General features: G+C 35.4%; 17 protein-coding genes. 8 read left to right on the top strand and 9 right to left on the bottom strand.

Features of this window, described 5'->3' with window-relative positions; translation table 11 throughout:
* Window positions 1-329: 329 nt before the first annotated feature.
* From ACFFIT_RS03820 to ACFFIT_RS03790, 7 genes are all read right to left on the bottom strand, one after another.
* Complete coding sequence (locus ACFFIT_RS03820; protein WP_385876328.1) at window positions 330-824, bottom strand: hypothetical protein; 495 nt, start codon at window positions 822-824, stop codon at window positions 330-332.
* Window positions 825-999: 175 nt separating this feature from the next.
* The gene (locus ACFFIT_RS03815) at window positions 1,000-2,706 is read right to left on the bottom strand and encodes an L-lactate permease (RefSeq protein WP_385876327.1); all 1,707 of its coding nucleotides are present in this window, start codon (window positions 2,704-2,706) and stop codon (window positions 1,000-1,002) included.
* Entirely contained in the window at window positions 2,703-4,121 is a 1,419-nt protein-coding gene (locus ACFFIT_RS03810; protein WP_385876326.1) for a YlbE family protein, read from the bottom strand. The genes ACFFIT_RS03815 and ACFFIT_RS03810 overlap by 4 nt, the downstream gene beginning before the upstream one ends.
* Window positions 4,122-4,131: 10 nt before the next feature.
* Entirely contained in the window at window positions 4,132-5,664 is a 1,533-nt protein-coding gene (gene fdrA, locus ACFFIT_RS03805) for an acyl-CoA synthetase FdrA (RefSeq protein ID WP_385876325.1), read from the bottom strand.
* A 376-nt stretch (window positions 5,665-6,040) separates the two neighbouring features.
* Entirely contained in the window at window positions 6,041-7,408 is a 1,368-nt protein-coding gene (gene allB / locus ACFFIT_RS03800; protein ID WP_385876324.1) for an allantoinase AllB, read from the bottom strand.
* A 286-nt stretch (window positions 7,409-7,694) separates the two neighbouring features.
* Entirely contained in the window at window positions 7,695-8,744 is a 1,050-nt protein-coding gene (gene allD / locus ACFFIT_RS03795) for an ureidoglycolate dehydrogenase (RefSeq protein ID WP_385876323.1), read from the bottom strand.
* A gap of 269 nt (window positions 8,745-9,013) precedes the next feature.
* Window positions 9,014-9,844, bottom strand: coding sequence for a bifunctional allantoicase/(S)-ureidoglycine aminohydrolase (locus ACFFIT_RS03790; RefSeq protein ID WP_385876322.1), 831 nt, complete (start codon window positions 9,842-9,844; stop codon window positions 9,014-9,016).
* Between the two features lie 985 nt (window positions 9,845-10,829).
* Here ACFFIT_RS03790 and ACFFIT_RS03785 point away from each other — a divergent pair.
* From ACFFIT_RS03785 to ugpQ, 6 genes are all read left to right on the top strand, one after another.
* The gene (locus tag ACFFIT_RS03785; protein ID WP_385876321.1) at window positions 10,830-12,203 is read left to right on the top strand and encodes an NCS1 family transporter; all 1,374 of its coding nucleotides are present in this window, start codon (window positions 10,830-10,832) and stop codon (window positions 12,201-12,203) included.
* 532 nt (window positions 12,204-12,735) lie between these two features.
* On the top strand, window positions 12,736-14,073 hold the full coding sequence (gene ugpB, locus ACFFIT_RS03780) for a sn-glycerol-3-phosphate ABC transporter substrate-binding protein UgpB (protein WP_385876320.1): 1,338 nt from the start codon (window positions 12,736-12,738) through the stop codon (window positions 14,071-14,073).
* Window positions 14,074-14,291: 218 nt separating this feature from the next.
* Complete coding sequence (gene ugpA, locus ACFFIT_RS03775; RefSeq protein ID WP_385876319.1) at window positions 14,292-15,176, top strand: sn-glycerol-3-phosphate ABC transporter permease UgpA; 885 nt, start codon at window positions 14,292-14,294, stop codon at window positions 15,174-15,176.
* A complete protein-coding gene (gene ugpE, locus ACFFIT_RS03770; protein ID WP_385876318.1) occupies window positions 15,173-16,021 on the top strand; it encodes a sn-glycerol-3-phosphate ABC transporter permease UgpE in 849 nt (282 codons plus the stop codon). The genes ugpA and ugpE overlap by 4 nt, the downstream gene beginning before the upstream one ends.
* A 204-nt stretch (window positions 16,022-16,225) precedes the next feature.
* A complete protein-coding gene (ugpC, locus tag ACFFIT_RS03765) occupies window positions 16,226-17,452 on the top strand; it encodes a sn-glycerol-3-phosphate ABC transporter ATP-binding protein UgpC (RefSeq protein WP_446697445.1) in 1,227 nt (408 codons plus the stop codon).
* Window positions 17,453-17,587: 135 nt separating this feature from the next.
* The gene (gene ugpQ, locus ACFFIT_RS03760) at window positions 17,588-18,346 is read left to right on the top strand and encodes a glycerophosphodiester phosphodiesterase (protein ID WP_385876317.1); all 759 of its coding nucleotides are present in this window, start codon (window positions 17,588-17,590) and stop codon (window positions 18,344-18,346) included.
* Window positions 18,347-19,071: 725 nt separating this feature from the next.
* On the opposite strand, the gene ACFFIT_RS03755 is transcribed toward ugpQ, so the two are convergent.
* Window positions 19,072-20,781: a hypothetical protein gene (locus ACFFIT_RS03755; protein ID WP_385876316.1), complete on the bottom strand. Its 1,710-nt coding sequence runs from the start codon at window positions 20,779-20,781 to the stop codon at window positions 19,072-19,074.
* Window positions 20,782-21,316: 535 nt separating this feature from the next.
* Window positions 21,317-22,831 carry a carbon starvation CstA family protein gene (locus ACFFIT_RS03750; protein WP_385876315.1) on the bottom strand — a complete coding sequence of 505 codons (1,515 nt, stop codon included), beginning with the start codon at window positions 22,829-22,831 and terminating at the stop codon, window positions 21,317-21,319.
* 363 nt (window positions 22,832-23,194) lie between these two features.
* On the opposite strand from ACFFIT_RS03750, the gene ACFFIT_RS03745 reads away from it, so the two are divergent.
* Complete coding sequence (locus ACFFIT_RS03745) at window positions 23,195-23,929, top strand: ZIP family metal transporter (RefSeq protein WP_385876314.1); 735 nt, start codon at window positions 23,195-23,197, stop codon at window positions 23,927-23,929.
* A gap of 308 nt (window positions 23,930-24,237) precedes the next feature.
* Entirely contained in the window at window positions 24,238-25,368 is a 1,131-nt protein-coding gene (locus tag ACFFIT_RS03740; RefSeq protein ID WP_385876313.1) for a hypothetical protein, read from the top strand.
* Window positions 25,369-25,588 lie beyond the last annotated feature (220 nt).

Genomic DNA, 25,588 nt, shown 5'->3' with positions numbered 1-25,588 from the left:
TTATTAATTTATCTTATTTCTATTTATACCTTATCAAAAGGTAAATTTCTCTATAAAATATGAGTAATGTGATTAAAGACACACTATTTCACATAGACAGTAAAACTTTTGTTTTATTGATGCAAATGCACGGTTAAAATGTATGCTTTTAAACAATACTCTTTGCATAAGCATATATCACTTATATTGGCTAACATTCTGAAACGATAAAATAAAAGAAAAAGAAATATAGTGATATACCGCAAAAGAAAATTAATTTGAGATATATGTTAAACATAATCAAACACATGACATTTTTAGTACGGATTCATTGAAATTTATTCGACAGTTTAATACATAAGTAAACGGCGTCTTCGCGGATTTTTATTTAAGCAATAGGAAACACAAAAAGCAGTAAATGCACCTAAAAGAGAGGGAGTTAATGCTAAAGCAATTCGAATAAGGTCTATAGATTCATTTGACATTGCATAGTTGTTATTTATATTAGAATTTAGCATGAGTAACATAAATATGCTTATTGGTGATGTAAACAAAAAACCAAATAGAGTACACCGGCAATTTTGTTTTTTGATCGACATTTCAACCGTATTAACATAAATAATTCCAACTAATGTCGCTGGAATAAAGCCTATCATAAAAGAACCCAGGCTGAAGCCCGCAATCACAGACAATGCATCAAAAATCAATGTCATAAAGTTTGAATTTTTAATGGTAAGAGCGCCATTTTCAACTAATAAAAAACATAAAATAATGAGTAATAGGAATAACCCTGTTAATATTGGGCTAAAAGTAAAAAACAATACAGCTTTAATTTTTTGTTTCATATACTCACTTTTTTTACTTCAACAGAAGCTTAGAACATCCGAATTGTTACTATTGCTCAATATAAATAGCAATGAGTCTCAATTGAACGCTTAAAATGCCTAATCTGATTGATGTCATGAAAGTCTGTTTTAAAGAGCCAGTGTATATTAATAATACTCCTGACTCTTAAATAAATCATGAAAACCATTGAGTTAAGGTACCGACTATTAACAGCAGTAATCCAATAATTGGTAATAACTTTTTAATGATGCTACCCTCAGCACCTACAATTCCCGCAGTAGTCACGCCAAGAAGTAAATTCGACGGCGATATCATAGTCCCTAAGGCACCACCACTGGTTTGGGCTGCAAGAAATATAGCCGGATTTTGTCCTGTAATATTTGCCATAGATGATTGAAACTGAGCTAGGAGTATGTTAGAGCTGACATTACTTGAAGACATAAAGGTGCCTATTGTACCGACTACTGGTGCAAAAAATGCATAATAAGCTCCAGTAACTGACGCAGTACCTGCCGCTAGTACTCCAATTTGATTACTACCTGTCATCAATTTACTCATTACCAATAACAACATAATAGACAAAGCAGGAGGTACTGATTTATCCAATGTGATCAAAAGCATACTAGGTATTTGACTAAGAGATAATACCCTTTTATGAGCATAGTAAAGTGTTGTCAATAACGCACTTAAGAGCAGAAAGAATCCTGAATGCGTAAGCCAACTTATCTGACCGTAATTTGCATTAGCCGTATTAATATGTCCATAAGCGGTTTGAGTCTCAGGAAAAGCAAAACTCATCTTATATTGAGTCAAAAAATCTTTAACGCTCGGAATAAGAAGTACGATGACTGAAATAATCACTAAAACTAGATAGGGAAGTAGTGCTTGGATAAAAGTTAATGGTAGAGTTTTATCCATGCCAACCTTTTTTTGTTCACTTAGTCTATTATCTGGCCTATTTTCTTTAGATGGCAAATTTGAAACTTCAGGCGCGATATTCGAGTCATTTTTCTCATTGGATGCATGTAGTTCTTTGCCACTTACACTCTCTAAATGGATAAACGAAGTTATCTGTTTTGTTTGATACCTAGGTAATTTAGCAATTAAAAACACAGCGCCTAATGCTAATGTCGTCGGCAGCACAGCACTTAATGCACTAAAATGTTGTGACGTCAAATATTGACCTATACTAATAATGGCACCTAAAAGTAAAATAGCAGGCAACCCATGATATATTGCTTTGAATCCTCCATAAAAATAGCTTATGACAAATCCTGCCAAAACTGCCATTAAACCTGTAAATACAGTTGTCCAGCTCGCCGCTTCTAAATAGGCATTAGCATCGTTAGCCAAAAATGTCTGTTGCACCAAAGCTTGCCACCCTAATGCCAAGGTACCGTATGTACCAGCCCAAGCATGCCCAACTAGGGGAATTAAGACGGCATAAAAAGGTTTAATACCAATACCAATCAAGATAGGTGCAGTCACAGCTATAGGTACCCCAAATCCAGAAGGACCTTGTAAAAAACTGGCAAAACACCATCCTATGGCCAACACTTGGATATACTTATCTGGAATTAACCGAGTTAAAGCCGCTTGAATACTGTCATAGGCACGTGTTCGCAAACTGAGTTCATATAAAAAAATGGCAGGTAAAATAACAGCAATTATCGATAAGCTATTCCATACCCCTTTAGTTATCTCGTAACTCATGGTAGTTAACGGAGCTTTAAAAATAAAAAAAGCGGTAATGGAAGTAATGCTTACCCCCAATATGGCGGCATCTACCACAGCCCATTTTTTTATAATGAGCAGATAGAGTAACACCATAATGGGAAGAGCCGCTGCCAACCAAGTGATTAGGTTAACAGGTGTTGTCATTTAAGTACCTTTGCTGCAAACGCTTTTAGCGCTTCAACCATCACATCCATTGGCGGAGTTACAATTCCTGCACCGACTTGCCCTACTCCAGCTTCTTTATGCGCAACGCCTGTATTGATGACGGGTAGTATGCCCGTTGAAACGACTTTGCGGATATCAATACCTAAAGAAACGCCTGCAAAGTCCATGGTAGGAATGGGTAAGTCATTATTCATACCTACCGTAATTTCACGCATTCTTTCTGTATATCTAAAAGCTTCATGCACACTCTCTGCACCAACAAAACGGACCACAGCAGGTGCCGCTCCCATCGCCATACCGCCAATGCCATAGCACTCAACAATCGCAGAGTCGCCCATGTCCGGATTGGCGTCCTCTTCACTATATCCTGGGAAGTATAATGCATTCGGTTTTAAGCAAGGCGCTTCAAACCAAGTATAACCTAAGCTACTTACATTTATACCAAAATTAACCCCATTACGACTCATGGCAGAAACTACTGTGCAATAAGGAATATCTCTGATGGTATCTGCAATAGACTTTGTGGCAGCCATAGCTAAATTTAAGAAAAATTGATCATTTTTCTTAGCAACAAACTCAACAATCGCTTGTGCATCTTTATTGCCTTGAGTTACAGAAGCTAGCGGACCACTGATTTGTCTATAAAAAAGCAGGCTTGCAGCAACGTTACGTTGATGCATTTCATCACCCATAGTTAAAGCCTGTGACATGATATTTTTTAAATTCACGCCACCCGCTTCAATGATTGCTTTATTTAATGCAGGGGCAAGTACTTTTTCAAGCCAATGCAAACGTTCAATCACATCTGGGCCATTTGCCCCAAATCGCATGACCTTACCGATGCCCTCATTGATAGTACAGTAAGCTTTATTACCAAACGTTTCATTTTCCACTTCAAATAAGGGCATTGAGTAAGAAATCATTCCTGTCATAGGCCCTACGCATTGATTATAATGATTAGGCCCATAAGTAATTTCACCACTTTGCATTAAGGCTCTGGCTTCGTCGTCTGTGGAAGCTAATCCTTCATATTTTAACGCACCAATGAATGCACCTTGCATTGGACCACACATGTCATTCCAATCAATCGGAGGTCCTGCATGGAAAATGGTTTTTTTAGTCATGTTTGGAATAATTTCATGCGCAAAACAGATGCGTTTTAAAACAGGTTGTCCTTGACGCATTTTATCAAACGCAGTTTGATTGGCCTTATCAATAAGTGAATCACCTTTTTCATCTACAAGCTCAGTAGCTAGTCTAAAAAGAATATCAATAAGTTCCGTGTTACCTTGAGCAGGTGGCTTCCAATCTAAATGCGTATGTGGAATGTCATTTTGTACAAACGCGGGTAAGAAACTATCAACTCCGAGATTAATTACATTGTGCTTACTCATGGTTATCTCCCTATTTATTTTTTGCTATTACTTGGCAAGCAAAGTTTGCTGCTAAAGCGTTACTTTCAAAAACATGTACGCCATTTGCTTCAAGCACTGCTTTAACTTCTTTACGTGCTGGTGTATCTTTTTCAGTACCACACACAGAGAGAACAACCAATTTCTCTAGACTTTTACCAGACGAAAGCGATTGAGCTTTTTTTAATGCGTTGACAAAGGTTTCAGCTTGTCCATCCGCAGCACCAAATCCAATAACCATATCAGCCAATACAACGCCTACTTCTTCATCTAATAGCGATTCAACTAAATGTTCCATTCTCAGTTCTGGTGCCATCATAGGATGGGGTCTACCCACAGTAAATTCATCTTCACCAAAATCCCAAAAACAGTTTCCTATACTTTTGGTTCCAGCTTTGATTGCAGTAAATCCATCTACTGAAAGATTAGAATATAACTCTTTACCAATCAATTTACCTGCAATTTCAGCTGACTCTTGGCATAATGTACCACCACTGAATAATCCTCTGATGTATTTTCCTTTTACATCAACAGGTTTAGTTTCAGTTTGAAACTCGCTAGGTGTTTGTAATTGCGTATTCGCTAACTTACCTAATAAGAGAGAGAACTCTGTTAAATTAGTTGCATAAGGGATGTTGGCTTTTTCTTCCAAATCATACTCTTTTGCTCCAAGAAAATGTACAGCGACTGGTTTTGATGAATCTTTAGCTAATGCAATTAATTTTGCTCTCGTTTTATCGCCTGGTGGTTTACCTAAAATACCAATAATTTTGGTTTCTTCATCTTTTAATAATCGTTCAAAAGCACTGATTGCTGTTATGCCGCCGATGTCATCTTTAAGATCTCGACCACCCGTACCAAAGGCTTGGCTTATACCCACACCTAAACGATCGAGCAAACAAGTAACCTCTTGTAAACCAGTACCAGAGGCTCCAATGACCCCAACACTTCCCTTTCCAACGGTATTTGCAAAAGCAAAAGGAATTGAATCGATGATAGCAGTACCACAGTCAGGCCCCATGACTAAAAGCCCTTTACTCCTAGCGAGCTCTTTTAAAGCACGTTCCTTTTCAAGTGATATATTATCACTATAAAGAACCACATCACAGCCTGCGCTAACTGCTTGAGCCGCTTCATAGGCTGCATAATCACCTGCGCAACTGATAAGTACAGTTGTTTTATCTAACCTGTCTTGCATAGCTTGCGCTATTGTTTTAGCTATAACAGCCCCTTCTTGCGCCTGTTTTTTCGGTGCGGCATTAAGGAGTTCTTTAACTTTAGCTAATGCCGATTCAATCAGCGCCTCTGGTGCTTTAACCGCGATAGCTAAATCATCAGGTTTTGCTTGACTGATTTCATCAGTTAACAATCCAGAATTTTGGTATAACTCTTTATTCCTTTGCGTTGCCATCATGGCAGAAATTTGTTCAGCGCCACTCTCTTCTTTGGCTTGTACTGACAATTTCATTAAAAAAACAGAGTCTCTGTAAGTATCGGGTAGGACAATCGATTTGACGACAGACATATAAATCCCTCTTAGTCTATAAACGAGAACATGGATCAGCAATTGCTGATACAAACCTTAATATTTTTAATTACAACATACTGTTTCATAACTTAGTACTATTTACTATTTAACCTTCGTTAAAATTCATTAATGAGGAGAACAAATAATTTTGACAAAAGACTGTCAAAACATACCTTTGCAAGTTACTATGGTCGTACTCGCATCATTAATTTAATTTTTACAGTCCCAACCAACAAGCGCGGTTGAAGACTTAGGCTACCGTATTGACAAGTTTAACTCTTTTAAAAAATATGAATAGGCCTATTTCTTTTCATAGATCTATGCAAATAACCTGTAGGCGTTTTTACTAAATGAGTTAAACGGTCATTAGTTTTTACATCTCATGTTTTAGAATAAAGCGTCCATTCGTACTTTCAATGACGCCTTGATCCATATCATAAATAAGTTCGCCTCTACGGAGTGTTTTAGTAATTTTTGCATTGATGGTACGCCCAACATAAGGACTGACTTTATGACGATATTCTAAGTCCTCATTTTTTAGTATGTAAGAAGTATTTGGCTTGATAATAGCAATATCTGCATCTTTCCCAATAGCGATGCGCCCTTTGTGTTTTAAGCCAAAGCGATCTGCTGCATTAGTCGCCATGATTTTCGCGAAATGCGCTAGAGACATTCCTCTTTTTTGAACCGCTTCATCAAACATCATATCAAGACAATTTTGTAGGCCCGCAATACCACCCCAAGCTTGCATGATATTCCCCTCTTTCATACTCGGGACACAAGGAGAGTGATCAGATCCTAAAAAATCGATCTCACCAGATAACAGTTTTTCCCATAGTCTCTCTTGATTATCTTTATCTCTTAAGGGAGGGGAGCATTTAGCCAATGTACCAATTTTGGCAAATTCATCAGTCGTGATGGTAAAATAGTGAGGGCAAGATTCGCATGTCGCATCTTGTCCTTCTTGCCTTGCACGAGTGACTTCTGCTACACCTTCGGGACTACTCACATGACAAATATGGATACTACAGTTAGCTTGTTTGGCTAGATATAAAACACGTCTAATCGCCTCAACTTCTGTAAAGACAGGTCTTGAGGCAACGTAATCGTGCGCAGTAACGCGCCCTTCTTTGATCGCTTCTTCTCCTAATCCATCACAAATTTGAGCATTTTCAGCATGTACTGCGATAAAACTGCCGAATTTAGCGATTTGAGATATACCTTTAAAAAACTCATAATCATTAACATCCCTAAAATCGTTACTAATTGATTTATCACCGCAAGTAGCCACAAAACATTTGTAGGCGACCACACCACCTTCCTCTAACTCATGTAATCTGTCAAGATTATAATTTACTAAGCCGCCAAAAAGTGCGATATCTACTGTAAGCTTATTTTTTGCTGCATCAAATTTTGCTGCCATTGACGCTTTATCGACAGTTGCAGGGAGCTGATTTAGGGGCATTTCAATTAATGTGGTCACACCACCTTTTGCCGCTGCACGACCAGAAGTTTTGTACCCTTCCCACTCAGTTCTGCCAGGCTCTGAGATATGCATATGTGGATCTATCATCCCTGGCATTACAATATGACCGGTGGCATCGATAATATCCTTTGCATTGCCAAGCGCTTTACCTAGCGCAACAATTTTCCCATCGCTTATAGCGACATCAAGCTCACAAGCTTCGTTTTCTAAAACTACGAGGCCATTTTTAATAAGAGTGTCATAAGTATTTTGCATTATTTTTAGTCCATTAAATCATTGATTCGTTCAAGTTGATTTATTGTGCTTATGTATATAGGTAGATTAAATCATTTTGCTTTTTGAATCATTTAGCTAAGAGAATCGGTTAGGTGATTTTTGATGAAAATTTTGCAAACATGCAAAAGTGAGTAAATAGCGGTTTACTACATGCTGATTTCATTTGATATCAACTTAATCATTCTTAGATTCAATCAGCTGCATAATTAAGTCATTTTGTTCAATTATGCAGCACACTTAATCAATACATAAGCGAGATAAGGAATTAACCCGCAAATGGGCTTTTGTTATCATAGCGATTAAAATGAATAGTATCTGAGATTAAATATTCATAGATATCATCAACAATTTCAATACCATCACGTTCATAAGCTGCCGCACGTTTAGCACTTGATTGGCCTGGAACCATGACTTGATCAAATCCATCAGCAGGTTTCATTTCATTGATTTCACGGATAGTATCTGCTATGCCTTGAGTAAAGTCCTCAAACGCACCAAACCTGGCTGGGTCAAAAACAATATGAAGCTGACCGAGTTCACGGCCCTTGGTTAAATCATGATACATAGAACTTACATGTTTTCCATGAGGGCGACCGACTAAGATCCCTGATAAGATATCAATGACCATACCTAAGCCATAACCTTTCGCTCCTGCAATAGCTAAAAGAGCGTTCACTTTATGTGGGTCGGTTGTTTCATTGCCATCAACATCCACAGCCCACCCCTCAGGAATTGGAGTATTTTTAGAACGCGCATGTAAAATTCGCCCCCAAACCCCTACTGTAGTCCCCATATCAAAAACAATATGATCACCATTTTTACCTGGAATACCAAAACCTATTGGGTTTGTACCATAGTAACGCTCACTACCACCATAAGGCACAACCATAGGATCGGATTGACACATACTTATCCCAATTAAACCCGCTTCAGCGGCTTTGCGGACATAATAAGAAAGATCTCCACTATGGCCAAGACGTTTAATTCCAATGATAGCTGCACCATTTTTCTTGGCCATTGTAATAGCTTCATCCATCGCCAATTTAGCAACAACATGCCCTGCAGCATTGTCGCCATCGAAAACTCCAGTACACGGACCTGTTTCTTCGAATTTAAAAGTAGGGTTGCAATTAGTACCACCTTTGTTTATTCGCTCAGCATAATATTCGACACGCATAGCGCCATGAGAATGTAGGCCTCTTGCATCAGAATAAGCAAGAACATCAGCAACCATATCGGCATGCTCTTGTGTAAGTCCGGCCTTGTGTAATTTTTTAGCCATCAATTGTTTAAGTTCAGTTTTTGATAAACGCATAGTATCTCCCTATATTTTAAACTTGTTAGATGCGACTTAATTAACTTATGAATTAGAAATCATTAATATCAATAAAATTGATATAAGATGGTATGTCTCGATTGACGTCTGTGAAAAAAGTGAATCGAGACTTTCCCTTAAAACCGATGAATGCAACAAGTACAGATCTAAGGGTACGGAAAATAACCGTAAATACAGTCCTTCTATTGGATAAAACGACTATTTTAATGCAATTGGACAAATTAACTTCATCATCAGTATGATTATAATCACCGAAAACTGAGTTTAGGATGTCTATTAACATCTTTATAGAGGAGATAGCGAAAATCTCCAGGTCCTCCGGCATAACATGCTTGAGGACAGAACGCACGAAGCCACATATAATCGCCGGCTTCAACTTCAATCCAATCTTTATTCAATAAGTAATTTCCTTTACCCTCAATTACATATAACCCATGCTCCATGACATGAGTCTCTGGAAAAGGAATAGTACAACCAGGTTTTAAAGTCACAATAGTGATATGCATATCATGGCTTAAGTCATTTGGATCCATAAAGCGCGTTGTCGCCCAGCGACCATCTGTTCCTGGCATCTGTGCAGGGATGACATCAGCATCATTTTTGATAAAAGGTGTAGGATACGGCAAACCTTCAACTGCTTCATAAGCTTTACGCCACCAATGAAAATTAGCAGTCGTATCACCCGCATTTTTTATCGTCCAAGGCATATTCGCGGGAATATAAACAAAATCCCCTTTTTTTGCGACATGATCCTTACCGTTAAAATGAAGGGTAATTTCTCCATCAATAACAAATAACGCCGCTTGTGCGCCTTTATCAGGTTCTGGAAATTGACTTCCTCCACCAGGTTGAACTTCCATAATATAGTGCGCAAAGGTTTCAGCGAACCCTGAAAGGGGTCTTGCTAAAATCCAACAGCGTGTTTTTTCAAAATGAGGTAAAAAGCTGGCCACTATGTCCATCATAGTACCCTTCGGTAACACCGCATAAGCCTCAGTAAAAACTGCTCTTGTCGTTGTTATCTGAGTTTCAGGAGGATGACCTCCCTTAAGTAAAAAATAGTTTTTTCCATTAGACATAAAATACTCCTTAGACATCAATTAATAGAAATTCATAACCCAATATCATAACCTAATAGATACTAAAGTAATAGATAGTGTAATTAAACTTAACGCAAAATATCAAAATGAGCAATCACTATTCAGCATAATTCTGTTTAAGGGGATGTTTACTGAACACTTTTCATGACAACCGTAAAAAATTGTCCCTGCATCTATAAAACTCTTTCAACCAATTTATACCAGACCACTTATACCAGACCACTCTGTGCAACAAACCATAGCTTGCTATTTTTGTTATTAAAAATAATATGCACGTATTCATTAAAAAGAGTAATCAAATTTGCTAATAAACAGCTGTTGATCCCCATTTCAAATAGTTGATGAATAAAAATGTGAACTATAACTATTACAATTACAGGTATATAAATACCAGCGCACTGATATTTAAAAACACTTAAAATGAAACTCATCGACTGAAAATATACCCAAGTACAAACCATGTATGATCCTTACAGTAAATGTAAGAATTACTTGGTAATGCATCGTTAGTCTGAATCAATCCTGCTTATCCTGCTTATCCTGCTTATCCTGTTATTAAAATCAACCTTTTGGGATTATATGCAATTAACGAAAACTAATTGTTAAAATTAATTGTTTTAGTTATCTAGTAACTTATGTCAGACTATACAAGAAACAGAGCGAAATTTTAAATAGAAAATGAATTCAACGTTAAAAAAATGGTTTATTGATAACTACATCATATTTTTAATAAAATAATTTGCAATTTAGTCTAATTTTCTTTAGCTTAAGTAGGTGCTTCGCCTAACTAAAGGAAGTAAACATAAAGCAAATTTCTTTTTACAATTAACCAAGGTGTTACTTTTAGAACCGACACTGTGTTTATTTGAAGCCGTTGTAGACTAACTACTTATTTAATACTTAGATTTTAAGTTATTGATGAGAAAACTCGAATATTCATGCTATTCGATTAAGGATAAAGATAATGAAAAATAACCAATCAACAGAAAATAATGCCTCTTTGTCAACAGATGTTGATCAATCACTACTCCCCAAAACTGACAGAACAGTTTCAGGCATGGATTACATCTGTATGTGGTTAGGAGATGGAGTTAATCTAGGAAATATGACCTTAGGTGCTGGTCTAGTCGTGGCTGGTGTTGCTGTCATGAATGCATATCAAACCTTTGTCGCAGCGCTTGTTGCTATCGGTATTATATCGACGCTTTTTGCATTAAACGATAGATTTGGTTACAAAACTGGTGTGCCTTATGTTATTCAATTAAGGCTCTCTTTCGGGATAAAAGGTGCTGTAGTATCCTCACTCCTAAGGGGAATACCTGCCATCGTTTGGTATGGTTTTCAAAGTTGGATAGGAGCCAGTGCTCTTAATGAAATATTAAAAGTACTAAGTGGCCATACCTTTGATAACGCATTTATTTGTTTTTTCATTTTGCAGGCCATCCAAATCGGTTTATCGATGTATGGTTTCCATGCAGTCAAATGGGTTGAAATGATTGTTTCAATCGTGATTCTCTCTGCACTCATCTATGTTTTTTATATTCTAATGGCGGAACATAGTACGGTAATTAAAGAGCGCTGGATAGATACTAAAGGCACTTGGGGTATTGAATTTTTTGCTTTTATTATGATGTTTATGGGTAACTATGCTGCCATATTCTTAAGTGCTGCTGATTATTCAAGAGAGCTTAAAAAAGGGATCAGTGATACTAAACGTGCCTTACTTTATTTCGTTCCTATTGTAATTGCTTATGGGTTTGTATTAGCAATCGGTGCAATGCTTGCTTCAGTAACGGGTATTTCCAATCCTGTTGTTGCCTTCCCTAAAATAGTTAACAATGATTATATCACTGTAGCTGTTTCTTTATTTATAGTACTTGGTGCAATTGCAGTTAATATGGTCGCGAATATCATTCCCCCTACCTATGTAATAACCCTCTTAACTAAATTGAAATATCGTTATGCTGTTATAATCACAGGGATATTAGCAGGTTGTACCTTCCCATGGATATTAGTTAATGAAGAATCTGCCAAAGGACTAGGATATTTCATCTTAATTTATTCCGCGTTTTTAGGTCCTATAGTTTCTATTCTTTTAGTTGACTACTTCATCCTGAGAAATCAACAGGTAAACATCCAAGAGCTCTACAATTCAGAAGGTGTTTTCAAAGGGATTAATCCTGGTGCTATCATAGCTATGTTAATTGGCGCTATTCCTGCACTGATCTTTGTGAAACTTGCTTGGATAATCGGTTTTGTGTTAGGCGGAATTTCCTACTACATACTAATGAAAACCGCATTTAAAGATTCACAATTCTACAAGCATAATTCAAAATAAATTATAGCTGGACTTACCACTTAATTACTTTACTTTTGCTGAGTTTAAGTGGTAAGTTAAAAAGATTGTATACATTTTTTAGCCTCTTTTTTAGCCTCTTTTTTATACTATTTGTCACATATTTCATTTCACTTGTTGTTCCCTACAGTTCTCCTCTCATTTAAATTTCCTATCTACTCTTAAGATTTTTTAAAAATAAGATACCTTACCTTTTTATATCATTAGTAAGGTACTTCTCAGCAGTTTGACCTTTAAATACTCAGTTTATTTATTTGAATAAAAACTTAGGTGTGATTTGTGAAGTAATAAAATTTCATGTAACCATTAACTCACTTAAACTAATTTAATCAATTCTATCCTCCTTTATTTAACTGAATGTCGCTATGTTAAAAGCTAAAGCCCTAAATTGTTTCTATCCAATTTTAACTTACATAAAACTATCATCAAATTGTAATAAAAATTACATCTTATATTTCGATAATTGAAGTGTTAAAACACCTATTAGAATAAAAACATTTAAAAGGAGATCAATATGGATTCTATTTTATCAATTAATTCACTCAAAAAAGTTGGCCTTTATTCTCTCATCGTGGCTTCACTCACGTCAGCGTCTTTTGTCGAAGCAAAAACAGATATTACCTTTTGGCATGCGATGTCAGGTCAATTAGGTGAAGAAGTTAATGGGTTAGTTCAACAATTCAATGCATCGCAAAATGATTTTGAAGTCAGTGCAGTTTATAAAGGAAATTATGATGAAACTATTACTGCCGGTATTGCTGCGATCAGAACTGGCGAATCACCAGAAATCTTACAAGTTTATGAAGTAGGAACAGCAACTATGATATCTAGTAATGCGATTGTTCCGGTATATGAAGTTTTCGAAAAGGCCAATTTGCCATTTGATGAATCACTCTATGTAGATACGGTGCGATCTTATTATACTGACAGCCAAAGCGGCAGAATGCTTTCCATGCCATTTAACAGCTCTACGCCCGTTCTATACTACAATAAAGATGCCTATAAAAAAGCAGGATTAGATCCAAAAACGCCCCCTAAAACCTGGCAAGAAGTTGAAACACATGCAAAAAAACTCTTAGAATCAGGAATGAGCTGCGGATATACGTTCAGTAATGCTCCTTGGGTACATCTTGAAAATTTTAGTGCTTGGCACGGTTTACCTTTTGCGACTTTAAATAATGGTTATGACGGTCTTTCGGCTGAGTTACAAGTTAATACAGCAAACCATATTAATTTTCTAAATTTTTTAAACCAAATGAATAAAGATAAAACCTTACAATATTTTGGCCGTAGGGATGAAGGGATGGAAAAGTTCTATAACGGCGATTGTGGAATATTTACAGGTTCATCTGGCTCCCGCGGTAGTATTGAAGCTAACGCCAAATTCGAATTAGGTATGGGATTCTTACCTTATTTAGAAGGGATAAGCAGTGCCCCTCAAAATACAATGATAGGAGGCGCAAGCCTCTGGGTCATGAAAGATAAATCAGAAGATACCTATAAGGGCATTGCTGCTTTTTTAAGTTATCTTGCTTTACCTGAAAATGCAGCGCGCTGGCATCAAAACACGGGATATGTCCCTGTCACACTGGCCGGATATGAATTAACAAAACAACAAGGATTTTATGATAAAAATCCAGGTGCAAATGTCGCTATAGAGCAATTATTATTCAAAGAACCCCTCCCTCATACACGCGGGTTACGTTTAGGTAATATGACTCAAATTCGCCAAATCGCAGATGAAGAATTTGAAGCAGTTTTAACTGGGCAAAAATCACCAGAGAGCGCACTTAATGACATCAATACGAGAGCTAATCAACAGCTAAGAAGATTTGAAAAATCTAATCAATAACGCATTTTTCTGGTAAATACTCTATTCTGCTTTTAGTTTTAAGTTAAAAGTTATAAGTTTTAATCGCTAATTGTTAATTGTTAATTGTTAATTGTTAATTGTTAACTTTTAGTTATTAGCTAAGCTCAAAGCAGATAGAGTTAATAGGCTTCTTTGCTTATACCACGCAAAAATGATTAACCTCTTTAATTTTTTTAACTTTTCAAAAATGGTTAACTATGAACACCCGCCCTTTTTTTAAAAATAAGTGTTTGCCTTATTTATTGTTGGCACCACAAATATTAATCACAGTTATTTTTTTTATTTGGCCAGCGGCTAAAACCATGATTTTTTCGGTTCAAGCCGTAGATCCATTTGGCCAATCAAGCACATTCGTTGGATTAGATAACTTTTCTGAATTATTTAATGATAGATATTATTTACAATCTTTTAAAACCACTGCAATTTTTACACTCTTAGTCGCAGGTATAGGTTTAGCTACTTCTCTTTTTTTTGCTGCATTGGTCGATTATGTCATCAAAGGAAAAATGCTCTATAGAACACTCTTTATATTACCCTACGCTGTAGCACCCGCTATAGCAGGTGTATTGTGGAGTTTTATGTTTAATCCTGGCTTTGGGGTAATAATGCGTTTTTTAGAGTCAAATGGAATCGTATGGAGTCATGCACAGGACAACACTCAAGCCATGACATTAGTTGTATTAGCGTCCGTTTGGAAACAAATCAGTTATAACTTCCTCTTTTTCTTAGCTGCACTTCAATCCGTACCTAAATCCTTAATAGAAGCTGCTGCTGTAGAGGGTGCTGGCCCTGTACGACGATTTTTTACCGTATCTATCCCTTTAATTGCTCCGATGAGTTTTTTTCTTCTTATTATCAATATTGTCTATGCTTTTTTTGAAACATTTGCTGTTATAGATGCAGCAACTCAAGGTGGACCAGTTCAGGCTACCACGACTTTAATTTATAAAATTTACCGTGATGGGATGACTGGATTGGATTTATCAATCTCTGCAGCTCAATCAATAATTTTAATGATATTTGTAGGCATTTTAACGCTAATTCAATTTAAATATGTTGAAAAGAGAGTAAGTTACCAATGATAGAAAAACGTCCACTATTTGATATTTTTGCTCATATAATGATAGGCTTAGCTATTTTGATAATATGTTTTCCACTGTATGTTGCTTTTGTTATGAGCACTTTAAATGATTCTCAGGTATTTACTGAAATCGCTCCTCTCATACCTCGTGGCCATTTTATTGAAAATTTAAAAAACATATTACTAAATGGTGTCGGAGGTGATAGCACAAGGCCATTTTGGTTAATGTTAGTGAATAGTTTTTTAATGGCGTTTATTATTACGATTGGTAAAATTGTTGTCTCAATGCTCTCAGCCTTTGCTGTCGTTTTCTTCCGCTTTCCTTTTAGAAATTTTTGTTTTTTCCTTATATTCATTACATTAATGCTACCGGTTGAAGTAAGAATATTTCCAACCATTGAAGTCATTGCCGATCTTAACATGCTAAATAGTTATACAGGATTAACTTTACCCTTAATAGCTTCTGCGACAGCGACGTTTTTATTCAGGCAATTTTTTCTAACCTTGCCGAATGAACTGATAGAGGCTGCTAAAATTGATGGCGCTTCAGCGATGCGATTTTTTATTGATATTGTGATACCACTGTCTAAAACAAATATTGCTGCTTTATTTGTAATTACATTTATCTATGGATGGAATCAATACCTTTGGCCACTATTAGTGATCACAAAAGCCGATTTAGGTACTGCTGTGGCAGGTATAAAAAACATGATTACTCATGATGGTGTTCCTACTCAGTGGAATCAAGTCATGGCAGCCATGTTATTAACATTATTGCCGCCAATCAGCATAGTGCTTGTCATGCAGCGATGGTTTGTAAAAGGACTGGTAGACGCTGAAAAATAGATAACCATGAGCACTTGTTTGCTTTATAGATAACAGCATACATCCTCATATGCTTTTAGTACTGATACGCTTTTAGTTCTGATATGTTTTTAGGATCAAAGCCAACATAAAATGTTAGCAACTAACTAATCACTGATATAAAAAATCACTCGTTATAGGGATTAATATATAAATTTTTATATCTTATTTATATAAGGAAAAGATATGTCATTTCTGTCATTAAAAAAAATCACAAAAAGTTATGATGGTACCAAACAGATTATTCAGCCTCTTGATGTTGAAATTGAGGATGGGGAATTTATTGTTATTGTAGGCCCTTCTGGCTGCGGAAAATCAACCTTGCTTAGAATGGTTGCAGGATTAGAACAAACGACTTCAGGAGAAATATGGATTGATGGCAAAAATGTGACGCAAGATGAACCTAAAGATAGACAAATTGCCATGGTTTTCCAAAACTATGCGCTTTATCCCCACATGAGTGTATTCGATAATATAGCTTATGGACTAAAAATCAGAGGCGAACTAAAAAGTGAAATAGAAAAAAAAGTTAAAGAAGTTGCTGGTATATTATCTCTTGAAGAATTGTTAACCCGTAAACCTAAAGAACTCTCTGGAGGGCAAAGACAAAGAGTTGCTATGGGCCGCGCTATTGTGCGTAAACCCTCTGTTTTTTTGTTTGATGAACCACTTTCAAACCTAGATGCAAAATTGCGTGTACAAATGAGACTTGAGTTAAAAGCACTTCAGGGCAGATTAGGTGTAACAAGCCTTTATGTAACACATGATCAAGTAGAGGCAATGACTTTAGCTGATAGAGTCATCATTATGAATGCAGGGATAGCCGAACAGATAGGAACCCCAGAAGATTTATACCACAATCCTCAATCCACTTTTGTTGCAAGTTTTATTGGTTCACCAGCCATGAATTTGTTAAATATCCAGCTTTACCCAGATATCAACAAAATATTCTTAATAAATGAATGCGATGACTCTGAGCAAGAGGATGCTGAGATTTTGGTAAAGAATTTACAAATTCAACGTAGGGAAAAAATATGTAAGCTAATTTTAGGTGTAAGACCTGAGCATTTTAAAATATTGAACCATGAGGGATTAACTCCCCCTACCGATGCTAAAAATATCAATAACGAAATTAAGGCTATTGATGAAAATTCATTTAGGCAGGATAAAGATTGCGTAAGTGATAAAAACAAAAAAGACATGATTATTTTTAAAGAATGTATTGTGGAATTAGTTGAACATTTAGGTGCTGACAATTTGATATATTCTAAAATTGCAGGCCAAACCATTTTGATAAGAGCCGCCCATGATATAAAACCTACAATAGGCGATAAGATTTCACTTTCAATTGCTAAAAATAATTGTTATTGCTTTGATCCTATATCAGGTAAAAGAATTGATACTATTTTTTAGTTAAGCGTCCAAAATATTGTTTGAACATCTGACAGTGTGATGATAAAAATAGGTGTAGCCATTTACCGCAGAGTAAAACTATATCATAACTCACGTTTTATTTAATATAATATACTTACAAATAAGGATTTTAATATGGAATTTAATGGTATTCACTGGCCCTTCCCAAAGGTTGTTGCGCACAGAGGTGCGGGTAAGCATGCTCCTGAAAATACTCTTGCTGCAATGGAGTTAGGCGCCAAACAAGGTCACAAAATGGTTGAATTTGATGTTACACTCTCAGCTGATGATGTAGCATTCTTGTTACATGATGATAGCCTAGAAAGAACGGCTAATTTAAAGGCATTAGCATCAGAGACGTCATGGCATACATTGAGCAAGTTAGATGCCGGTTTATGGCATAGTGAAGCCTTTAAAGGTGAACCTATACCCACTTTAGGCGATATCGCTAAGTGTACCAAAAAACTAGACTTAGCTGTCAATATCGAAATTAAACCTGCAAATGGGCTTGATGAGTACACAGGAAAAATAATTGCCGATCAAGTTGTCAATTTATTCAAAGATCATTCACTTCCTCCGTTAATTTCTTCATTTTCGATTGACACGCTAATTGCAGTTAAAAACGCTCAACCTAAGTTATGGTTAGGATATTTGATGCATGAATGGAAAAATGATTGGCAAACACTCATTGAACCACTTAGGACAAAAGAAGGAGGGATCATAGCCATTCATCTCAATCATACTCTCATTACTACTGAGCGTTTAGCTGAAATTAAAGCATTAGGGTTATTTGTTTTTGTATATACAGTTAATGACTTAGAACGAGCAAAATACTTACTTGAATTAGGCATTGATGCGATATGTACAGATGAAACGACCTTAATTAAACCCTAGTTAGGTATGCAATAATTTAGACAGAAATAGACGGCAGATAGCAGCAGGCAAGAAGTTAAATTATAGCCTCAAATTGCTGTCTTTTTCTTATAAACCAAGTATGAAATATAAGCGCCCCCCAAGAAGTTTTTATTTAACATTTCGTCTAAAAAATTTTGCGTTTGAAAGAAAATCATTGATTTTTCCATACTCTTATCCATTCCGTATGGGAAAATATTCAGTAACAACAATCAGATTTATTTTTTCATACAGTTATCATACACTCTAAAAACACTCTCATTATCTTTTGAGTATTATTTTCTCTACTGACTAAATCAACAATTAAGACCTAAACGGGTAAAAAATTGATATTACTCACATTTAAGGTGTTTTTTTGAAGCGAAGTCAATCATAGGGGGATCTGCTTCCCCAAGCCTGACGACGTAACGAGCATTTTGACCTGTCTTAATTCATACCATAGCTATAGTTTTTAGAAACCTTTACATCAATTTCTATCGCCACAAAATCTTTAGGCGTTTGATTTTATTGATTTTTAAGAGGTAATAAGAAGTTATGTTTCATTCGTTTTAATCCCTAAAAAAGGATAATCACTGCACGAATGAAACATAACTTAGCAATTGTACCTATTTAAATTAAAATTAAACGCTCATCACTACATTGGAAATACTATGCATAGATAGAAATATCCGTCTTGTTTACTCAATAAGCTTTGTGACTCTTTTTTTCTACTGATCCATACTTTCAATAGTTTGAGAATCAGGCAACAATATTTCCACAAAAGCCTTTTGTGTTCTTCCTTCATAGGTGAACTCAATTTCAGCAATCTTATTCTCACTCGCTGTTGGAGCAAGGGTTGCTATACCCTGGGCATTAATAAGTACATCGCTGTCTAAGGACTTCCATTGTCCTATTTTTGTTACATCTGTAAAGTAATCCCAATATTGAGCTACTACTCTGAAGCTAATAAATTTGCCTCCACCTATTTTCAAACTATCTGAAGGGGGAACCATATTAAGATAGAGAAGACTTTCAATATTTTGTTCAGATGAAACGGTTGTACCTGTCACTCCTAAACTGGTTTTAGGTAACATAGTAATGCGCATAAGTTTTCCCGCATCCGCTAGCTTAAGTTCCGGACCATTATCAATTCTGCCACTCTGGGTAACCGTCCATGACTGACTATATTCTAAATTGCCATTTCTTCCAAACATTTCCCATGTATAATCAGATGAGTCAATGCTGCCATCTGCACCAAAATAATTATAGTTATAAGTAGCAGAAGCTATATTATTTATTTTCAACGGCTCTATGTTTAAATTTCGGATGTACGGCAAATGCTTTACATTATTACCTTCAGCAACCGTAGATGTTGTGACAGCATTTCCTACAACAAATAGATCATTCTGGGTTTTCAATATAGGTAAGACAGTAACAAAAATGATTTTCCCCATCTCTTTATCTGTTATTATGTTAGAAAGTGGAGTCAAAGTATAATTGGTATTATCTAGAGTAATTTCCTCTTTTTGCTCATCTACCTCCCACCAAAATCGAGACATTTCCTCTGCTCCCAAAGTGTTATTTGATTTAAACTCATAGCTGGCTTTGAGTGTTTCTCCTGGCATAAATTTGCCTTCAATAAATAAATTATCAATAGATGGCTTATTTAATTTAGGGTAAACGATGCCACCACCGGCGTGGTAATCAATCTTTTTGATTTTGAATCCAACATTTGATTCATCTATAATACCAGCTTCCAAATTCATGTGCTGACCAAAGGAAAAGTTCAAATCCCATACTTTAATGTCAGGACCTGTATTAGGTGTTCCCACTTTAGATTTTGGGGTGTAAATAAATCCAATGCGTTTATTTAATGCACTTTCAGGGATGACAAGCCTTTGTGAATATTTAGAGAATGTTGTGCTCGAAGGTGGTAGTATACTGCCAGGAAAACGCTCATTATCAATGAGCGTTTTGCTTAAGTCATCCCAACTTGTTATTGATTCCCAAGCCTTGTTACCATTATCTAAGATATACCACTCTACCTCATGTGACTCATCAAAAGCGCAGATATCTCCGTCCCTGTCACCAAACACAAATTGAACTGTATTTATTTGGCTTAGATCAAAATTACCTGAACTTATATTATTTCCTAAATAGTCATTTTGCGAGAACTCCGCGATGGCTGAAGAGTTCTCTTGTATGCAAAATGAAGTTGGGACGTGAAGCATCGCATTAACATAAGTAATAGGATTCCACTGGCTATCAAAAGCATATGTATCCTCAATGTCTTGAATCCCTGTTACGGACTTCATGTAAGGTGGAGCTCCGATAATAGGAGCTGTTTTATCTGTTGATCCCTTATCTATGGATGCGATGCTCTGGCCTGATAAACAGAAAAAAGCCCAAAATATCCATAATCTATTCACCTTATACATTTAACCTATCCTCCTTTATAGTTTTTAAAAGCCATTTATTCCTTGGTAAGTATGTATAAATATCTTTAGATAACCCTTTCGGATAAACATTCATTATCAATAACTTATAATTCCTAGATGTTTATTAAAAGCTATTTATATTTAAAATGCATCATTCATTAAATAAACTTACATTTCCTATACAATTCAAAATATTTTACATAGTAAATAATGTTTAATTTCAATAAAAATATTTTTTGTACTCTACTTAATATTTCAATCTTTTTATTTGAAAAAATATAGGAAAATAAACAAATGCAGTATTTTCAAGGCATATGTAAAGATACTTTGGGAAAAATAAAAAAATGACCGGAGCTCAGCGGAAAAGGAAAAAGAGTGGAGAAGTACTAAAAAAATATAAATTTACTTATTACCTACAAATAAAAAAAGCCTAATAAATGTTTTTATCACTAGGCTTTTTGATAGGAAACAGCAAGAAAACTCATAGAAACTTACAAAACAAAAAAGTTTTTAAATTAAACTTAAGAATATTAGTTTATTCAGCAGCGACTCCACCTTTGCAATTAAAAGCATATCCACCAACAGGTTTACCATCCCAATGCGAAATATCTTCTTCTAAAGGAGTATTCGCTAATTTTTGGCGTTTAGCCTGCCAGAAAAAAAGAGCGATAATGACCGCACTTAGAATTGTTGAGGAAATTAATGATATGTCTCTAGGTAAGCCGAAGCCAATTTTTTCTTGCAAAATATAAGTAATAATAGCCATCAACATAAATGCGCCTGGCAGTAAGGCTATCCAATAATTTTTGCCACCAATATAAAGATACATAGCTCCGACAAAAAGCGCAATCACGGCAGTAGATTGATTTGCCCAAGAGAAGTATCTCCATAAAATATCAAAGTCAATTTGGAGCAAGATAACTGAAATAGCAAACAAAGGAATAGCAATATAAAGCCTTTTTGCGATGGCCACTTGTGAGATTTTTAGATAATCTGCGACTATCATTCTAGCGCTTCTAAAAGCAGTATCACCTGATGTAATTGGTAGGATGATAACGCCTAGTATTGCTAGCGTACCGCCAATGCCACCCAGCATAGTCACAGCAACTTTACTCACAACAAGTGATGGAGTTCCTTCATTGATTAAGTTTAATAATCCTTGACCAAATGGAGCATTAGGTTCATAAAACATTGCCATTGCTGCCGCAGCCCAAATCATCGCAATAATGCCTTCAGCAATCATCATGCCATAAAATATTTTACGACCTTGAAACTCATGTTGAGTTGTCCTTGAAATGATAGGCGATTGGGTTGCATGAAAACCAGACAAAGCTCCGCAGGAAATGGTCAAAAATAACAAAGGAAAAATAGCTAAGCCATTTGGATGCATATTCTCAACACTGAGTTCAGGAATATTTTTGGCTTCCCCTGTAATGATAAGCCCAATACCTATTCCAATTGCACTTATCACTAGTAAAGCACCAAAAAAAGGATAAAAACGACCAATGATCTTATCCACTGGCAATAGTGTAGCTAAAATATAATAGATAAAAATGACACTGACAATTAGGGCGTAAGGAATTTTATTATCCATTAAATCATAAAGCAGTTTACCTGGTGCAGTCACAAAAACTGTACCAACAAGTATTAGCAATAATAAAGCAAAGGCATTTACGATATGACGCATAGCTTTACCCAAAAACTTTTCAGCAAGTTCTGGTAAATGAGCTCCTCGATTACGAATGGAAATCATCCCTGTTAAATAATCATGGACACCGCCTGCTAAAATACACCCTAGAACAATCCATATAAATGCAACGGGCCCATATAAAGCACCAATTATTGGTCCAAAAATAGGTCCAACACCCGCAATATTTAACAGCTGTATAAGTGAATTTTTAGCTGTGTTCATAGGTACATAATCCACACCATCACTGTTTGTAAAAGCAGGAGTCGGTCTCTCTTTAGGCCCAAAAACTTTTTCTACAAACTTTCCATAGGTATAATATCCTATGATGAGCAAGAAGATACCACCAATAAATGTATACATAATAAATGCTCCGTAAAAAAATTCTTAGATTTTTAGGTTTTTCAAGTGTCATGACACTTAATATGAACAGACTTCTAAATTGAATACATTCTAGCACCTTTGTTATTTTGAGTTTATTTCAAAGGGAGCTTCAAATGCTTGGTTTTATACAACTGGGTTTTATACAATTATCGAAAAGTTAAAAAATCAGTTAAATAGCCATTTCATTATGGCATCATTTATCCAAATCTCGTATCCATTAGTGAAAATAAAATCTTATCATAATCGTAAATTTGTGAAGCACATCAAATTTTTAATGTATAAATTCCAGGTTTCAACGGTATACTGAATTGATTTTAAACTTTGGGGAAAAGGTATAAATAAATGGACGCAGCAATCATACTAAAGGCATTGTCATTTGGGCTTTTAAGTGCAAGTAGTTTAGTCATTGGCGCTTCTTTAGGATATTTTTTAAATTTTTCAAAAAAAATAATCGCAACAAGTTTGTCTTATGGTAGCGGGGTTTTAATTGCTGCCGTTTGCTTTTCACAAATACCTGAAGCTCGTCATCTAGCAAGCACTGCTATTGTTCTATTGGGTCTCTTCTTAGGTACAATTGTGTTCATTTTAGCTGGTAAATCCTTAAGTCTTATTCAAAAAAGAAACGCGAGCAAAAAATCAAATTCACCTAACTCAAACATTGCTCTTCTATTAGCCATAGGAGCTTTACTGGATGGTATACCAGAATCACTCAGCTTAGGCCTGGGATTTTTAGACGGGGGAGAACTCAGTCATGTACTGTTAATCGCTATTTTTTTATCTAACCTTCCAGAAGGACTCAGTAGTGCAAGTAGTATGAAACAGTCAGGAAAATCAGCAAGTCAAATATTTTGTTTGTGGGGGGGAATTGCTCTGGTGTGCTCTTTATCAGCAGCGGCAGCCCCTTTATTTTTACACGATGTGAATCCCATGATTTTAGGTTTTATTATAGCATTTTCTGCTGGAGCTATTCTTTGCATGGTTGTTGATAGTATGATAATTGAAGCCTTTGAGACAACACATGATTGGACTGGATTAGTTTTTGTCTTAGGATTTATAACTGCCTATGCAATACACTAATATACAGTGTAAGGATGTTAAGATAATGGTTCAAAAATTTAGAGTGGCTATTTGGGTTCTATTTTCATAGATTATTTTAATTAGAATTTGAGCGCAGTTAAAATTTTTGACCATTACTAATTAATACTAATCACTAATCACTAATCACTTATTACTTATTAATTATTACTTATTACTTAATAATTTTTTTGTCCAAACATTTCCCAATAGTTTATAATAATTTTATTAACTGATTCTGCTTACTGATGCTTATACAAAGTGAAAGCATACCTATTTATAAATTACCTATTCTTGTCAGGGATTTTTCTATGAAAAAAAACAAATTACTCCTCATCTCTAGCATTTGCTTTTTATTAAGTGCATGCGATTCAAATCCTCTGGATATAAAACAATTGAATGAATCATTTTCTAAAAGCTACCCCTCAGTTGAAATTGACTCATTAAGTGTTAAAAACAAATTTGAGGGTACTGATGGCATAATTTATGAAACCGAAGGTGAAATCAAACTCAAGCATGATGCCTATAGAATATTAAAAGTTATTAGTCCCCACTCTATTTATATAAAAAAAATTGCCAATGCAGGCGACAAAGCTGAGTTTTCCCTATTGATAACTGAGCCTAAAAATACTGATGACATTAAGAAGCAAGAACTTATCATTGGTACACCTGTATCATCCATGAATCTAATTAACTTTAGACTTGAAGACTTTGATCTCCATTTAGTAAAAAATTTATTTTTTGGTGTAGCTATTGATAATTTTAAGGAAGCGGGAGAAGATCACAATTTGAATGTAATTATTTTCAATCCAACTTCATTTGAAAATGATTTTAATGCATTTATGCAAAACGAAAAAAAGACATATGAAATTAGATCTAAAAGACTTTTAGCAGAAAAACCTGAAATTGAGAATAAAATACAAAAAATAGCTGATTTGAAAATTCAGCTGGAAAATTTCTGGAAGAATACCCCAGTTAATGGTAAAGAATTCACAGGGGAAGATGATTTTACCAATTACATAAGTCAATTAGAAAAAGAACAACTCGAAAACAGTGAAATTTATCGTGAAGGAATCGAATTTAATAAACAATTTGAAATCGATTTTAATGAAATAACCAAAAAGGATAACTATCATGATACTCCCGAGTTCAAAGCTTTATGGCAAAAAAAAGAAACTTTTGACGCGCAATATAGTCAACAAATTAACATAATAATAGACGAAATAAGTAAAAATGCAGCTGATTTAGAGGTAACAGCACTAAGATCTTATCGCAATTTAAAAGAGGAGATAGACGATTTAGAACAAGAAGTTAGAGCTTATAAAAATGATTCTGAAAATCAAAAAAACTTCGCAAAATACATTGAACAGGCTCCCTTTGGTATGAAACAAATCATGCTGATACAAGGTTTATTTTCAACATACCACAATCGTTTTAGTTGAAAGAAATTGACTTTCTGCAGAAGGCTATAATTTATTTTATAGCCTTCTAATTTTTATAACCCCTAATCTGAGGCCCACAATTTCATTTTCAAAAAAAAGACATCCTCTAAAAAATTGTATGATTTATCTTTTTACGAATTCGGTAATTAAAAATTGGTGAATTCAAGACATAAGTGCATACCCCACGATAATTTTTTCTCTGGTTATGCCTGTTAGTTCT

It is taken from the genome of Thorsellia kenyensis, assembly GCF_042432445.1.
In the GTDB taxonomy this organism is placed as follows: Bacteria; Pseudomonadota; Gammaproteobacteria; order Enterobacterales; family Thorselliaceae; genus Thorsellia; species Thorsellia kenyensis.
This window is presented reverse-complemented; position numbering and strand designations above follow the sequence as displayed.